14 protein-coding genes and 1 pseudogene are annotated in these 14,435 nt (G+C 61.9%); 11 read left to right on the top strand and 4 right to left on the bottom strand.

Translation table 11 applies throughout. The annotated features are described in order from the left end of the window. Positions 1 to 101: 101 nt before the first annotated feature. Together ACMGFM_RS15970 and ACMGFM_RS15965 are read right to left on the bottom strand one after the other, a co-directional pair. Positions 102 to 686, bottom strand: a pseudogene (locus ACMGFM_RS15970) (hydantoinase B/oxoprolinase family protein); the annotation flags it as partial. Next, complete coding sequence (locus tag ACMGFM_RS15965; RefSeq protein WP_436903667.1) at positions 683 to 2,743, bottom strand: hydantoinase/oxoprolinase family protein; 2,061 nt, start codon at positions 2,741 to 2,743, stop codon at positions 683 to 685. The gene ACMGFM_RS15965 and the pseudogene ACMGFM_RS15970, both read right to left, overlap by 4 nt. 166 nt (positions 2,744 to 2,909) lie before the next feature. Between ACMGFM_RS15965 and ACMGFM_RS15960 the strand changes: the two genes are divergently transcribed. The 4 genes from ACMGFM_RS15960 (at position 2,910) to ACMGFM_RS15945 (ending at position 5,595) form a co-directional block, all read left to right on the top strand. Next, positions 2,910 to 3,779: a CheF family chemotaxis protein gene (locus tag ACMGFM_RS15960; protein ID WP_436903666.1), complete on the top strand. Its 870-nt coding sequence runs from the start codon at positions 2,910 to 2,912 to the stop codon at positions 3,777 to 3,779. Positions 3,780 to 3,890: 111 nt separating this feature from the next. Further along, positions 3,891 to 4,100, top strand: a complete 210-nt coding sequence (locus tag ACMGFM_RS15955) for a hypothetical protein (RefSeq protein WP_436903665.1) — start codon at positions 3,891 to 3,893, stop codon at positions 4,098 to 4,100. 67 nt (positions 4,101 to 4,167) lie between these two features. Next, positions 4,168 to 4,809 carry a helix-turn-helix domain-containing protein gene (locus ACMGFM_RS15950; protein ID WP_436903664.1) on the top strand — a complete coding sequence of 214 codons (642 nt, stop codon included), beginning with the start codon at positions 4,168 to 4,170 and terminating at the stop codon, positions 4,807 to 4,809. A gap of 24 nt (positions 4,810 to 4,833) precedes the next feature. Then, positions 4,834 to 5,595: a ribonuclease H-like domain-containing protein gene (locus ACMGFM_RS15945; protein WP_436903663.1), complete on the top strand. Its 762-nt coding sequence runs from the start codon at positions 4,834 to 4,836 to the stop codon at positions 5,593 to 5,595. Between the two features lies 1 nt (position 5,596). Here ACMGFM_RS15945 and ACMGFM_RS15940 read toward each other — a convergent pair whose 3' ends face one another. Then, positions 5,597 to 6,586, bottom strand: a complete 990-nt coding sequence (locus ACMGFM_RS15940) for an MBL fold metallo-hydrolase (RefSeq protein WP_436903662.1) — start codon at positions 6,584 to 6,586, stop codon at positions 5,597 to 5,599. A gap of 394 nt (positions 6,587 to 6,980) precedes the next feature. Here ACMGFM_RS15940 and ACMGFM_RS15935 point away from each other — a divergent pair, with 394 nt between their 5' ends. From ACMGFM_RS15935 to ACMGFM_RS15905, 7 genes are all read left to right on the top strand, one after another. Further along, complete coding sequence (locus ACMGFM_RS15935) at positions 6,981 to 7,250, top strand: type II toxin-antitoxin system HicB family antitoxin (RefSeq protein WP_436903661.1); 270 nt, start codon at positions 6,981 to 6,983, stop codon at positions 7,248 to 7,250. 3 nt (positions 7,251 to 7,253) lie between these two features. Then, complete coding sequence (locus tag ACMGFM_RS15930) at positions 7,254 to 7,505, top strand: type II toxin-antitoxin system HicA family toxin (RefSeq protein ID WP_436903660.1); 252 nt, start codon at positions 7,254 to 7,256, stop codon at positions 7,503 to 7,505. A gap of 270 nt (positions 7,506 to 7,775) precedes the next feature. Continuing rightward, positions 7,776 to 8,363 carry an imidazoleglycerol-phosphate dehydratase HisB gene (gene hisB / locus ACMGFM_RS15925; RefSeq protein ID WP_436903658.1) on the top strand — a complete coding sequence of 196 codons (588 nt, stop codon included), beginning with the start codon at positions 7,776 to 7,778 and terminating at the stop codon, positions 8,361 to 8,363. Between the two features lie 76 nt (positions 8,364 to 8,439). Further along, positions 8,440 to 8,943 carry a TrpY family transcription regulator gene (trpY, locus tag ACMGFM_RS15920; protein ID WP_436903657.1) on the top strand — a complete coding sequence of 168 codons (504 nt, stop codon included), beginning with the start codon at positions 8,440 to 8,442 and terminating at the stop codon, positions 8,941 to 8,943. 83 nt (positions 8,944 to 9,026) lie between these two features. Continuing rightward, on the top strand, positions 9,027 to 12,173 hold the full coding sequence (locus tag ACMGFM_RS15915) for a S8 family serine peptidase (RefSeq protein ID WP_436903656.1): 3,147 nt from the start codon (positions 9,027 to 9,029) through the stop codon (positions 12,171 to 12,173). Between the two features lie 128 nt (positions 12,174 to 12,301). Continuing rightward, positions 12,302 to 12,781 carry a cation:proton antiporter regulatory subunit gene (locus ACMGFM_RS15910; protein WP_436903655.1) on the top strand — a complete coding sequence of 160 codons (480 nt, stop codon included), beginning with the start codon at positions 12,302 to 12,304 and terminating at the stop codon, positions 12,779 to 12,781. A 57-nt stretch (positions 12,782 to 12,838) separates the two neighbouring features. Further along, positions 12,839 to 14,071 carry a cation:proton antiporter gene (locus ACMGFM_RS15905; RefSeq protein WP_436903654.1) on the top strand — a complete coding sequence of 411 codons (1,233 nt, stop codon included), beginning with the start codon at positions 12,839 to 12,841 and terminating at the stop codon, positions 14,069 to 14,071. On the opposite strand, the gene ACMGFM_RS15900 is transcribed toward ACMGFM_RS15905, so the two are convergent. Then, complete coding sequence (locus tag ACMGFM_RS15900; RefSeq protein WP_436903653.1) at positions 14,072 to 14,404, bottom strand: DUF8062 family protein; 333 nt, start codon at positions 14,402 to 14,404, stop codon at positions 14,072 to 14,074. Between the last annotated feature and the right edge of the window lie 31 nt (positions 14,405 to 14,435).

The following is a 14,435-nucleotide window of genomic DNA, read 5'->3' as shown; positions in this document are numbered from 1 at the left end:
AAGCCGATGCTGAAAATCAGCAAACGACGCTTGGAACGTATGCGTCTTGAAACCTGAAACGGCGAAGCCGGGAATCCTTTGCCGGGATTCCTCCGCCTTCAGGCGGAGGAGGAGGTCAAATCTGCCTCGGCGTGCTCGGGCAGGCGAGTGTTGTGTGCGAACGTCTGCAGTAGTTCGTCGTCGAACTCACCAGCCTTGTACAACTTGACCGGCGGGAGACGCATTCCCTCCTCGAAGATTGTTCGGGCCTGGACCGGCATACTGCCGGGTGTCTTCCCGCCGACGTCCATCAGGTTGCCCCACTGACTGGAATAGCCCACCATGTCGCCCTCGTAGAAAATAGGCCGGAGCAACAGCATATCCGGCGTGTGCGAGACGGCACCCGCACAGGCGTAGGGGTCGTTGGTCGCGATTACGTCGCCGTCTTCGAGGTCATCGCGCTCGAACGGCGAGTTCTCGATAATCTCGTCGATAGCCGACCCGAACTGTCCCATCACCATCCGTCCCTCGGGGTCAGCAATCAGTGGGAACTGGTCAGACTGCTCGCGGATCACAGGACTGATTGCCGTCGTCTCGACGACGCGGTCCATCTCGTCGCGGGTATTCGCGAGTGTGCTCTCGATGATGTCGAGTGTCGTGCGGTCGATATCGTGGTCACCGACGAAGTCGGGTGTCTCAGTGCTCATTGGTCTTCACCTCGTTCGATTTCGATGTTGCCATAGCGGTCGATTGTCGCAGCGTGGTCTGGCTGGACGACCACTGTCGAGTCGTCACCGGTGACGATTGCTGGCCCGGCAAGTTCGTGACCCGGCCGCAGTGCCGTCCGGTCGTATGTCGGAGTAGCGTAGTACTCGCCGTCGAAGTACACCTCTGTCTCCTCGACTTTGGCAGCCGAGGGGTCGGGTGTGCCCGGCTCTGCTTCCTCGATTGTCACGCCGTCGAGGACACCCTTGCCGATGACTCGCAGGTTCGCAATCTCGAGCGGCGCATCGAGCGAGAAGCCAAATCGGCGGTCGTGACGGTCCTCGAAATCAGCCTTGATCTCCGTGAGTCCGGTCTCGGTCAGGTTCTCGATGTCGACCGGAATCGACATCTGGATATCCTGCCGGTAGTACCGACACTCTGCGAAGTACTCGAAGGCGCGGTCTGACTCGGGGACACCCTCACCAGCGAGCCACTCGTCGGCCTCTGCCTCCAGCGTTTTCAACTCGTCGTGGACAGCTGCGCCGTCGACCTCCTGGTCGGTCTGCAGGTAGGTCTCGCTAAACTCGTTTTGGATGTCCGAGGTCAGGAAGCCGAAGGCGGACATCACGCCCGGCCCCGGCGGGATGATCAGCGGGTACGCACCCATGATGTCTGCCAGCGCGTTGGCGTGCATCGGGCCAGCGCCGCCGAAGGCGACCAGCCCGAACTCTCGGGGGTCGTAGCCGCGTTCGACCGACACCACCCGCAACGCGCCGTGCATGTTCTCGTTGACGATGTCGAGAATCGCCTGTGCGGCCTCCTCGACCGTGCTGTTGCGCTCCTCGGCAACTGTCGCGACTGCTTCGTGGGCAGCCTCGCGGTCCAGTTCCATCTTCCCGCCCAGTTCGACCGACGGCGGGATGCGACCGAGGACGACGTTGGCGTCTGTGACCGTCGGTTGCTCGCCGCCCTGGCCGTAACAGGCCGGGCCGGGGTCTGCGCCGGCGCTCTCTGGACCGACCTGCAACGAGCCACTCAACTGAACGCGAGCGATCGAACCCCCGCCGGCACCGACCGTGTTCACGTCCACAGAGCGCGATTTGAACTCTCGATAGCCGACTTTTGTCTGGCGACTCGTTTCTGGAGTGCCGTCCTCGACGAGCGAGACGTCTGTCGACGTGCCGCCCATATCGAGTGTCAGCACGTCGGGAACACCTTTCTTGTCGGCGATGGTCGCTGCGCCGACGACGCCGCCGCTGGGGCCAGACAGCGCCAGGTCGACTGGCCGGTCTTTGGCTGCAGCCGAACTCATCAGTCCCCCATCTGACCGGACGACGTTCATCGTCGCCTCCGACCCGATGGCCGCCAGCGAGTCGTCGAGGTCGTCGAGATACTCAATCACTTTTGGCCGCGCGTAGTCGTTGATGACCGTCGTCAGCGTTCGTTCGTACTCACCGTACTCCGGCACGATTTCCGAAGAGACTGATACTGGCAGGTCCGGCGCTTCTTCCTCGATTATCTCCCGAACCCGCTGCTCGTGGGTAGGGTTGAGATAGGAGTTCAACAACGCCACTGTCACCGACTCGACGCCAGCCGCTTCGAGGTCTTGCACGGCCTCTCTGACGGCGGCTTCGTCAAGCGGTTCGGTCTCCTCCCCCTCCGGTGAATTAATCGTCCCCTCAATTCCGCGCGTGTCGACGAGGTCGGCCAGTGGGTCTGGTTTCTCCATATCCATCCAGCCGTACAGCGGTCCGGGTGTCCACGCACGCGCCAGATGCAGGATATCCTCGTGGCCGGCCGTGGTGAGCAAGCCGACCCGCGACCCGGTCTCTTCGAGCAACATATTCGTGACGACAGTCGTCCCGTGAAAGAGCAGGTCGAGGTCCCCCACCGTTGTGCCTGCCTTCTCGACTGCCTCTCCAACACCTTCGATCACTCCCTCTGAGGGGTTCGACGGCGTCGAGAGCACCTTGTCGACGGTCAGTTCGTGTGTCTCCTGGTCGAAGACGATGACGTCGGTGAACGTACCACCGACGTCGACACCGAGATTGTGTGTCATGCTATATCTTACCGTATAGCAACACGACCGAAGTGAGCCTAAGAGTACTCTCAACACCTGTTGGCTGTATATATATTGCAACCCCACCGAGAGTCGTCTTCGCCGACACTGGCTTCTGGCCCAACCTGTGGAAACGCTGAAATGCCGGTCCGCCGTACAGCCCCGTATGTCGGTGCTGGCGGACTTCACCGCGCGCTTTGTGGCCGAATCCGACGATATCGAGACGCCCACGCCGGGCCGTCTCGTCCTCCGGCGTGACCAACTGGTGCTGGTCGCAAGCGAGGACGAACAGCTAACAATCCCGCTGTCGTCGGTGTTTGACGTCCGGACTGATACGGTTCCCAAGGTGTTCGACCCGTTACCGGGCACGCCAATCACCATCGCCGTCAACCGTGCCGGCCAGAAGGAGGTCATCCTCGTCGCGACGGACGAATCGACCATCCGGAAGTTCACCGCGATTCTGTTCAAAGCGCTGCTCAACGGCACCAACGCCACGCTCGAACACCCGGCGAAACTTGGCGGGCGCGTCCTCGATACCACTGCCCGCGACAGCATTCTCGGCGTCGAAGCGGGTGGGCTGACCTTCGAAACCGGCGACGGGCCGGTGCAGATTACACTCGACAGCGTCATCGACTTTACCCGCGAGCGCCGGACGGTCGACGGCCAGCAGCGACCGGCCGTTGTCGTTGACCACGTCCGCAACGGTGACACGTTGACAACGGTGGCGTCGACTGAGACCACGCGTACGCTCTCCGTGCTGGGTCGCTATCTCCGCCGGGAGTACGACAAACAGATGCAGGCACTGCGCGAGCTGTCGCTGTCGGAAGCCGAGACGGCGCTGCTGACGACGCTGTATTCGACGGGGGACCACTCTGTCTCGCTTGCGTCTGTGCTCGGGGCCGAACCCAAACGAATCAAGCAACTGTTGCAAGCACTCCACGAGAACGGGCTAATCGAGTCACACGATGGGTCGCCGGTCCTCACCTCGAAGGGCCAAATTGTCGTTACCCAGTATCTCGAACGCGTCAACGCCTGAGTGGTGCTGTCGACTCTCTTTGTTGGCTGTGTTGGAAACACTGTCCATCGGTTTCGCAGTCTGTGCAACTGTGTAGGGGCCTTTAATATCGTGAGGAAGTCAGAGAACGATATGACAGCGAACTACGCTGCGTATGCCCACCTGCTGTTGCTTGCACTCTCGGTTACCGGCCTCATCTTCGTCGGTGTCTTTGTGCACCCGCTCGTGGCGTTCATGCTGTTCTCGTTTCTGGTGATACCGTACGTGCTCTTTCTGTCGGTCCAGGATGCAAACCGGCCCTGGGTCGTCAGCCGGTCTGTGAAGAAGTTCAAGAACCGATAAGGGAGCAGGCGACTGTCCGACCGGAGGTGATTTTTGTCTCGTGGCGCTCTGTCACAAGATAGGGGGCATGTTCACCGCAACAATTCACTTCACACAGGACCGCGAGTGTATCCTCCGGCGGTTAACTGCCGACCTCGCCGAGCCCGTGCCAATCGAAATCGAGGAGTTGCAGGATGGCCTCGTCACCTTCGTCATCCGGTCAGGGGCACACACGGAGCGATTTCGCGACGAACTCGACGCCGCCGACCACGTCGAACACGTCGCCCGACTCGACGACGACCACCTGCTCGTCACGAAACCCTCCTGTGGGGCCTATTCCGCGATTTACCAGAACCACGGCACACTGCGGCGGTCGAACACGGTTTCCGGCCGCCAACGGGAGTACCACGTCCTCGTGTTCCGCCGACAAGACCTCAAAGCTATCATCGCAGACATGGAGGAGTTCGGCACCGTTACGCTTGGAACGCTCACCGAGTTCGACGACCAGACTGACTCGCGAGTCACCGACCGCCAGCGAGAGGTCGTCCTCGAAGCGCTCTCGCGGGGGTATTACGACTGGCCACGGGAGATTACCAGCGAACAGTTGGCCGACGAACTGGACATTAGCCGGGCAACGCTGCACGAACATCTGCGGAAAGCCGAACGGGCGCTGCTCTCGTCGGTGCTGACGGAACGACGCGCGCCTGTTGTGCCCGACCGAAACGATTAATCCGGCGACTCACACAGTAGAGGTGTGCGAGTCGAACACTCCTTCGTCGGGGCCGAGGGCATCGGCGAGACCATCGAACGCCGTCTCTGGACGCAGGGTATCACCCACTGGGACGCGTTCGACCACGACTGCGAGGGTGTCGGGCCAACCCGCGCCGAGCGCATCGAATCGTTCATTCAGGGGGGTCGCGAGGCGATTGCTGACGACGACCTGCGCTACTTCGACCAGGCCTTTCCAACTGGGTCGCGCTGGCGACTCTACGAGAGTTTCTCCGACCAGGCGTGCTTTTTCGATATTGAGACGACGGGACTGGACAAACGCTCCAGTGTCGTCACCACAGTCTCGCTCCATCAGGACGGCCAGACCGAGACGCTCGTTCGCGGCGACGACCTGACGCGAGACGACCTTGCTGGCGCGTTCGAGGACGCTGGCCTGCTCGTCACCTTCAACGGCGCACGCTTCGACATTCCCTTCCTCGAATACAATTTTGACATCGACCTCGACATCCCACATCTCGACCTGATGCCGACCTGCCGGAAAGTCGGCCTGTCGGGTGGACTGAGCGAAATCGAACACGAACTCGGTATTGGCCGAGAGCTGCCGGACGTCGACGGTCGCGAGGCCGTCAGGCTCTGGCACGAACACGAACGAGGGACCGACGGCGCGATTGAGCGACTTATCGAGTACAACCAGGAAGACACCGAGAATATGGTGCCAGTGCTGGAGCAGGTTGTCGCAGAACTCGACCGAGAAGTGGTGCCCGACGACGCGGCGTTACCGAAGTGAGTTAGACCAACGGCCAGTACTCTTCGTCCAGTTCGTCGAGGTCCGCCTCGGTGCCCTCGGCAAGCCGGTACTCGTTGCCGTCGCGCTCGACCACACCGTCGCGTTCGAGATGTTCGAGGTGCGCGTAGGACTCGCCGGGGCCGTGGAGGATGTGGATGTGTTCGAGGTCACCGAACAGGTCTGCGCTCACCGTCCAGACATCACACGGGCCGAGTCGGCGGAGTGCGTCGAGCACGCGCCACGACCGCTCCTCGTGGTGGTGCATGATATGCTCGGCGCGGGCAGTTGGGTCGTCGATTGGGTCGCGGTGGCCCGGCCACGCGCGGTCGTACCCGGCGTCGATGATTTTTTGCAGCGTTTCCAGATACTTTTCGAGAGGTCGCTCGACGCGGACGTCTGCGCCGCCGACGTTTGGCGTGTACTGCGGAAGCAGTGCGTCGCCGGTGAACACCTCGTGGCTGTCACCGTCGCTCATCTCGTACATACACAACCCCGCAGCGTGACCCGGCGCGTGGACTGCTCGAATTTCGGTTCCGTTGATATCGAACGTGTCGCCGTCCTCGATTGGCGTCACAGTCGGTGGGTCTTCAGTGTACGGCGACCCGTCCATCAGTCCGAACAGCACGTCTTGGCCCTCCTCCGGAATGTTCCACTGGTCGAAGTACTTCTCCTGGAGGTCGTGCATCTCCGCCCACGCGTCCTCGTCACCGGCGACGAGGGCAGTGTCGGCGCTGTGGACGTACACTGTTGCGTCACCCGTGCGCTGAATTGTGCTCGCCAGCCCGATGTGATCGCCGTGCCAGTGTGTCAGAAAGATCCGGTCAACGTCCGCGAAGCTGATATCGCGGGCGGCCAGTTCCTGTCGCAGTTGCCCTTCAGAGCCTTCGAGCCAGTCGCCTGTGTCGACCAGCACCGTCTCCGGCCCGTCGTTGAACAGGTAGGCGTTGTTGTCCCCCTCGAACGCGCGATTTGACAGCTCGATTCGTTCCATACCTCCCCTGGGTGGGGCTGGTAAAAAGGCACTTCGACAGCACAGTTTCATGTTGTTGCTGTGTGGTCGGTGGATTGGGAGACTGTGTCTGCACTTTCTCGACCATAGAGTCCGAGAACGAGAATGCCTCCGACCGGTTCCCATTCGCGGTCGCCTGTGCCCAGCGAGTGTGATAGAACTAGTCAGAAGGCAGTTGTGGTCGTTGGAGAACTGGTGAGTAGACGTGCGAACTGATCAATGGGGAACACAACCAGAGAAGAATACTACTCGTGTTGATATGCAAGAGACACAGCGCGAGCCGGCTATCATATCAGACCTATTCAATCCATCCTCATTTCGTCACGAGGAAGCTCTGCCGAATGCTTATACGACCCGTTACACAATACTACATACGATGGCTAGTTCGACTCGGGACGGTGACATCCACGATGGCGAGATTCGTCTCTGGCAAGAGGACAACTGGTGGATCGCCAAGGACGTGGAGACGGGAGTCACCACACAGGGCGAATCGAGAGAAGCAGCTCTGGAAAACCTCGATGACGCCGTTGCACTACACGATGGCGACCGTGGTCGTGCACCAACTGACGAAGAATTGCGTGCAGCGGGGATCAATCCGGCCGATAACACCACCGGAGATCAGGAACCGCCGGACGTACTAGACTAAGCGATGGCGCGACGGACATTCTCTGGACCAGAGGTTGCGAAGGTACTGGTAAACGTCGGCGGATTCGAGTGGCAACGGACGACCGGTGATCACGCGCAACTGTACTACAAACACCCGACGAACGAGGACGACCGCCGCCAAGTGACGGTACCGCTCCACGACGAACTCCGGACTGGAACGCTCCGAGATATCGCCGAGAGTGCCGGAGCGAACGACTTCGACGCCTTCTGTGAGTGGATCGACCGAAACGCCTGACGGACGAGGGGCTGTCTGCTGCTATCGAATATCGAGCAGCTTCCAGAGCGCACGCTGAATATTCCTTCGATATCTTGTCTGCTACTTCTAACGAATTACTGACAAGAAATCCATCTCATCGGCTACTACCTGTTCTGTACTGAGCGATCAGGAGGTCAAAAATAGATTGAACTGTTTCAGGACTTCCCGAGTGACCCACAATCTCTGATCACAGGGACAACCCATCAGAAAGGCGCAACCACCAAATACCCGGCCCCGCTGGGTAGGAGTATGAGCGACCGTACCGCCGCAGTCACCCGCGAAACCGCCGAGACCGACATCGAGGTAACGCTGGACCTCGACGGCGACGGTGACTCGACGGTCGAGACAGGCATTGGCTTTTTCGACCACATGCTCGATTCGTTCAGCACACACGGGCTGTTCGACCTGACTGTCACCTGCGATGGTGACCTCGAAATCGACGACCACCACACTGTCGAGGACGTGGCAATCACGCTCGGCGACGCACTCGGGGAGGCGCTGGGTGACAAACGCGGAATCGTTCGCTTTGCCGACCGGGCGATTCCGATGGACGAGTCCCGCGGCCGGGTCGTCCTCGATATCAGCGGCCGCCCGCACTTCGAGTTCGACGGCGAGTTCAGTCAGGACTCCGTCGGCGGGATGACCAGCCACATGGCCACACACTTCCTGCGCTCGCTTGCGATGAACGCCGACCTGACGCTGCACGCCTCCGTCACCGGCGAGAACGCACACCACGAAATCGAGGCGCTGTTCAAGGCGCTGGCGCGTGCACTCGACGACGCGACCCGTATCGACGAGCGGCGTGCAGACACGCCGAGCACGAAAGGCGAACTCTGAGGTTTGATGGACAGATTCGCACAGTAATGGGCAACTATGCCCAACGCATATACGCGTGTAGCGCAATCCTCCGGGTATGTTCGAGGAGATTATGGAGAAGTTCTCCGATTCGCCGAGCCAGCAGGAGGTAATTCGGTTACTGTTGGAACGAGGCTTTTCCGTCAACGACGACGGTCGGGTCGTCTCGGGCGGCATCGAGATTCCCAACACCGGCATTGCCCGCGAGATCGGCGTCGACCGCCGGGTCGTCGACTCGACGACCGACGCGATTCTGGCCGACGACCAACTGCGCCCCATCTTCCAGAATATCTCTGCGGTCCCGAGTCTGATGGACCTCGCGCCGGTGCTCGATTTGGCGGTCTGTACCGTCACGGTCCGGGACGCCGAGGAGTCGGGCATCGTCGCACGGGTGACCACCGCCATCGCAGGTCACGATGTGTCGATCCGGCAGGTGATGACCGAAGACCCGGAATTCACCGACGAGCCGAAACTATACGTCATTACTGACGACCCAATCTCCGGAGAACTGATCAACGACATCCGTGCGCTGCCCTTTGTCGAGCGTATCGAACTGGCCTGATACTCCGCTTCGCTGGCCGAACCGGTTCCATCGTTGATAATTGCTGACCGAGATTTATATGAGACGACCGTAGTATCTCGTCCATGGGCCAGTATCGCTATTCGCCGACTCGACGGGAGTTCATCGCCGGGACAGCCGGAGTCGGTGCGGCAGGATTGGGGGTGGAGTCTGCGACTGGTAAGACGTGGGCCGACCATCCAGCGCTTACAGACACGTCCGGGACAGTCGACTTGGTCGCCCGGTTCGAGCCAGCAGACGGAGCAGGGGCGGCGACACTCAAGCGCCACGCACGGACGACCCAGCGGCCCTTCGAGCAGTTCGTCGCCGAACAGCCGGGTATCAGCATCGAGCGCCAGTTCTGGGCCGCAAACGCTGCACTGTTCTCCGTTGACCTTGAGCGCGTCAGCCGGAGTGCGCTCTTGGACGTCGACGGGCTTGTCGCAGTACACCCAAACGGCGCGGTTGGGACACACAGCGTCGCCGACGAAACGGAGACGACCGAACTGTCTAGCACCCAGACTGGGGAGACGGACCCCGCCTACCACCTCGAAGAGATGGATGTCCCGCAGGCGAGAGAGATATACGGAACTCGGGGCGAGGGTGTCGATGTCGCGGTTCTCGACACTGGCATCGACGTGTCCGGTCACGAGGAACTGGCGGCCTCACTGGAGCGTGGCGGGTGGGCCGAGTTCGACGAGAACGGCGCTCGGGTCGACTCGGAGCCAAACGCACAGACAGCGTACCCGGGAGGCGGCCACGGCACGAGCGTCAGCGGCATCATCGCAGGCGGCAGTACGGATGCTGGAGAGGAGTACGGTATCGCACCCGGAGTGAACCTCTACAAGGCGAAGATGGTCAGCCAGCCACCGGAGGGAAACCGGACACTCTCGGTGTTCGCGGGTATCGAGTGGGCCATCGAACAGGATGTCGATATCCTGTCGATGAGTCTCGGCCTCCCGCAGTACAACCAGGCGTTCGTGGAGCCGATTCGAAACGCCGTCGAGAGCGGCCTGCTCGTGGTCAGTGCCACCGGAAACTCCAGTCGGTACGCGTCGGTCTCACCGGCGAACATTCCCAGGGTGCTCTCGGTTGGTGGCGTCGACGACGACCGGACGATATACGAGAACAGCAACGGCGAGCGTATCGACACCGACCGCTACTGGGGCGACACCGCGGCCGACTCCTGGCCCGACTCGTACACCGTCCCCGATGTGACCGCGCCGGCCGTCGACATGCTGGCGCCAGTGCTCGACGGCGAGTACGAGCGGAATACGGGTACGAGCTTTGCGGCACCCTGCGTGGCCGGCGTCGCAGCGCTCGCACTCGCCGCGACCGACGCCGACACCGCGGCGGTTCGGCATGCGATTACCGAAACAGCCCGCCACCCGGCCGCCGCGGATAGCTTCGATGTCGACCCCGGACACGACGACCGGTACGGACGTGGCATCGCCTCCGCGATGGCGGCGATTAGCCACCTCGAGGCCAGCGCAACACTCTCCGGGAGGGTCACGGACGCGTCCGGCACTCCACTCGACGGGGCGACGGTCGCTTCGGAGGCTGGGCTCCAAACCGAGACAGATTCACAGGGCCGGTACGAACTGACACTCCCGCCAGCCCCGCAGCCTATCGGCGCTACGTCTCTCGGTTTCGAGACGCAGGTGGCGAACATCGACCCGACCAACACCGAGAGCCGGACGTTCCAGCTCGCCCAGACGAACGCGCTCGGCGTCGAGTTGACCGACCGCATGGCGACACGAATCGATACAGGAGAGCAGGCGACGGCGACGTTCGACGTTGCGAACGTCGAAACGGTGACCGTCGAGATAGCGGCCGAAGGACCGTTCGACCCGGCAGACCTGAACCTCAGTGTTGCTGGTACTGCAACGCCGTTTGGAGAGGCGGTCAGTGTCGACCCGGACCAGACGCAGATACGGGTCGCGGTCGCGGTTCCCGAGTCGCTCCTGCTCGCGCAGTTCCGGCTCTCTTACGAGTTCGCGGGCGGCGGTGAGTCGGCCACTGGTGAGGGACATCTGGTCCACGCACACGCCGACCCGCTGGTCATTGCCCCGTCCGACCCACCGACGCTGCAGGCTCCGGTCGACCTGGTGGCTCCCGACACGACGGTCGAACTCACACAGGGACAGGGCGAGGTGGTTGCCGAGGCAGGCGACGACGCGGGACTCGTCATCGACAAACCACTGACACTGACGGCTGCCGACGGAGCCACGCCGACCATTCAGTTCACAAACGACGGGGCAGAGAACCCGGCGGTCGCGCTGGTTGACGTAAACGACGTGACCATCTCTGGGCTTTCTGTCGACGGAACTGGTGCCACAACGGCGATTCAGGTGGCCCGCGACGGTGCCGTCCCGCGGCCGTTGGCAAACCCATCCGGCGTGACGATTCGTGACCTCACCGTCTCTGGAGCGGACACGGCTGTTTACACCGGACAGGCTCCGGCTCTAGACATCGTCGACAACGAGTTGACGGCCGAGACGACAGCCATCAGCGTCGGTCGGCAGGTGGATTTCAGAGACACCGTCACCGTTACCGGTCGGGCGAAGACAACAGTTCGGGACAATTCGATTGCCGATGTCGAGACGGGAATCGACGTGGTCGGACAGGTCGCGGCTGTCGACGGTAACACGCTCTCGAACATCGACGCGACCGCGATTCATCTCGGGACGCCTCGGTTCCTGAGTCGGCACTGGGGAGTGGATATCGGGCCGATTCGCTCGAACACGATTACCGGGTCGGGCCGCGGTATCGTCGTCTCTGGTGTGCTGACTTCACCAATCGAGAAGAACGACTTGTCCGACATCGACGCGACGGCACTCGTCGTCGAGGGGGCAGTTCTCGCTGCGATTCGCGCCAACCGTATCGACGGCGCACAGACGGGACTCACCATCGCCGACGGTGCGGAGGTCACGACGCTTGCCGACAACGAATTTACCAACATTCAGCAACCGGGCGACGAGGCACAATCGGACGAGACAGACGAGACTGACACGGGTAACCAAGACGACACAGACGAGACAGGGTCTGGCGAAGATACCGAATCGGCCACTGACTCGGGCTCTGAGGCGGAGACCAGCGAAGACGGAGATGGCGACGCTGACTCGGACGCCGGCGGTCCTGGGTTCGGACTCGTGAGCGCGCTCGTCAGTCTTGGCGGCGCAGGCTACCTGCTGGGACGGCAGGGGGACGACGACACAGCATCGAGGGAGTAGGCTACAGTTTGGGCGCACTCACTGTCGGGTCACTCGGTCTCGAATCTGGGCACTCTCCGTCGCCGAGCGCATCGAACTGGCCTGAGTCGCGTCGGTACTGTTATACTCGGCTCGAAAAAATACGGCATATGGACATCTCGGAGACGGAATTGCCCGGTGTCGGCAAACGGTTCGAGGTCGATATCGGCGGCGGCGAGAGTGCAGTCGTCGTCGTCCACAACACCGGCCGGCGCGAACTGTTCGTCCGCCCGGAACCGGACGCCGACGCCGAAGAACTGCTCGATTTGAGTGACAAGGAAGCCCGAATTATCGGCTCGATTCTCGAAGGCGCACACTTCCAGCCCGTCGCGACCGACAACACGGCGACACAGATCGGCGACAACGTCATGCTGGAGTGGTACACGCTCGACGAAGACTCTCCGCTGGTCGGTAAGACGCTCGCTGCGGCCGACGTTCGAAACGCGACCGGCGCAACTATCGTGGCTGTTGAACGCGGCGACGAGGTGATCCAGAGCCCGGAAGCGAAGTTCACCGCCAAAGCAGGCGACCAGCTCATCGCCGTCGGCACCGGCGAGAACCACGAGGAGTTCGCCGAGGCGTATACGTGAGGAGGATGTGCAGTGCTGGTGGTCCACTAACGTGGCGCGGCTCTGGGGGTGTCGTCGGTGGCTGCTGAACTGTTCGAGATTGGCGTGATGTTCGTCGCGCTCGCGACTGTCGGCACGGTCGCGAGTCGGCTCCGCCAGTCGGTCATTCCGTTCTATATCGTCGTCGGCATGCTTTCGAGTGGCTTCGTCGCCGGCCGGCTCTCCGAACAGTATCTCGGCCGGGAACTCGCGGTCGGTCTCTCGGCGGAAGCAGACCACTTCATCGAACTCAGCGCGGAACTCGGTATCGTCTTTCTCCTCTTTTTTCTCGGCCTGGAGTTCAACCTCGACCGCCTGCTCGCCAACAGCGAGCAGATAGGCAAAGCCGGCACCATCGATCTGGTCGTCAACTTCGGTGTCGGGCTGATACTCGGATTCGCCATCTTTCGGGATCCGCTGGCCGCCTTCGTCGTCGCCGGGATGGTCTACATCTCCTCGTCGGCGATCATCACAAAGTCGCTGATCGACCTGGGCTGGATCGCCAACGACGAGAGCGCTCCGCTTCTGGGGACGCTCGTCTACGAGGACCTGTTCATCGCGGTCTATCTGGCTGTCCTCTCGGCGCTGCTCGTCGCCGGCGGAAGCGCCACGACGGCCGCCCTCTCGGTCGGCACCGCCGTCGGATTCATCCTGCTGCTTCTGGCTGTCGTCTACCTCGGGACCGGCTTTTTCAGCGAGATAATCGACACGAACTCCCACGAGTTCGTCGTCCTCCGGGTTACCGGTGTGACCGTCCTGATTGCCGGCATCGCGCTGGCCGTCGGCGTGAGCGAGGCGGTCGCGGCCTTTTTCGTCGGGATGGCGTTCAGTTCGACCGGTGAGGCCGAACTACTCGAAGACCTGCTCGAACCCGTCCGGGACATCTTCGCGGCGGTCTTTTTCTTCTGGATTGGACTCGTCACCGACCCGACGCTGTTTGCCGGTGTCGCTGGCCTCGTCGCCGTTGCTGTGCTCGTGACGACGCCGACGAAACTTCTCAGTGGCTTCTTGGGCGGGAAGGTCTACGACCTCTCGGACCGCCGGGCGACCCGTGTCGGTCTCGGGATGGTCACTCGCGGCGAGTTCACGCTCATCATCGCCTCGCTGCTCATCGTTAGCGAAACTGGGAGCGCGCTCGCGCCGGCTGTCGCCGCCGAACTCAACGCCTTCGCTGTCGGGTACGTTCTCGCGATGAGTATCCTCGGGACGATGCTGATGCAGTACTCCTCGGTCTTCGAGGACCGCGTCGTTGCCTGGCGCGGCGGTGAGTAATTACTCAGAGACGGTTTCGGTATCTCGCTCGGGACCGCTCAACTCGACCGTGTGGCGGGTGTGTCGGGCGTGCGTCTTGGCAAAGCGCTCGGCTGGGCGTTCGGTGAGAAACTGCTCGCCCTGTGGACACTCCCGGCACTCGACGCGGTACGGCGTCACGTCGTCGGGATAGTGGCCCGTGTGTCGGTAGTGGTCCATCGCGAACTGTTCGACGGCGCTGTTGCCCGCGTGGAGTTCTTCGAGTTCGTATTCGAGGTTCCACTCCTGGCCACAGCGCGAGCAAGCGACCGTCGGCGTTCGCTCGGGGCTCTCCTGGTCGTGTGGGTCGTCCATGCGCGGTGTTCTCCCGGCGGTTGCTTGGGCC

The organism is Halovenus halobia, from assembly GCF_051414135.1.
Classification (GTDB): domain Archaea; phylum Halobacteriota; class Halobacteria; order Halobacteriales; family Haloarculaceae; genus Halovenus; species Halovenus halobia.
The sequence above is the reverse complement of the archived record's forward strand: the minus strand, read 5'-3'. Positions and strand labels throughout refer to the sequence as shown.

Bases quoted from the DNA above. Each gene is read 5' to 3' on its own strand.
- ACMGFM_RS15910 (WP_436903655.1), top strand. From the start codon at position 12,302: ATGGACATCTCGGAGACGGAATTGCCCGGTGTCGGCAAACGGTTCGAG.
- ACMGFM_RS15960 (WP_436903666.1), top strand. From the start codon at position 2,910: ATGTCGGTGCTGGCGGACTTCACCGCGCGCTTTGTGGCCGAATCCGAC.
- ACMGFM_RS15965 (WP_436903667.1), bottom strand. From the start codon at position 2,743: ATGACACACAATCTCGGTGTCGACGTCGGTGGTACGTTCACCGACGTC.
- ACMGFM_RS15935 (WP_436903661.1), top strand. From the start codon at position 6,981: ATGGCTAGTTCGACTCGGGACGGTGACATCCACGATGGCGAGATTCGT.
- trpY (WP_436903657.1), top strand. From the start codon at position 8,440: ATGTTCGAGGAGATTATGGAGAAGTTCTCCGATTCGCCGAGCCAGCAG.
- ACMGFM_RS15950 (WP_436903664.1), top strand. From the start codon at position 4,168: ATGTTCACCGCAACAATTCACTTCACACAGGACCGCGAGTGTATCCTC.
- ACMGFM_RS15900 (WP_436903653.1), bottom strand. From the start codon at position 14,404: ATGGACGACCCACACGACCAGGAGAGCCCCGAGCGAACGCCGACGGTC.
- ACMGFM_RS15940 (WP_436903662.1), bottom strand. From the start codon at position 6,586: ATGGAACGAATCGAGCTGTCAAATCGCGCGTTCGAGGGGGACAACAAC.
- hisB (WP_436903658.1), top strand. From the start codon at position 7,776: ATGAGCGACCGTACCGCCGCAGTCACCCGCGAAACCGCCGAGACCGAC.
- ACMGFM_RS15955 (WP_436903665.1), top strand. From the start codon at position 3,891: ATGACAGCGAACTACGCTGCGTATGCCCACCTGCTGTTGCTTGCACTC.
- ACMGFM_RS15915 (WP_436903656.1), top strand. From the start codon at position 9,027: ATGGGCCAGTATCGCTATTCGCCGACTCGACGGGAGTTCATCGCCGGG.
- ACMGFM_RS15930 (WP_436903660.1), top strand. From the start codon at position 7,254: ATGGCGCGACGGACATTCTCTGGACCAGAGGTTGCGAAGGTACTGGTA.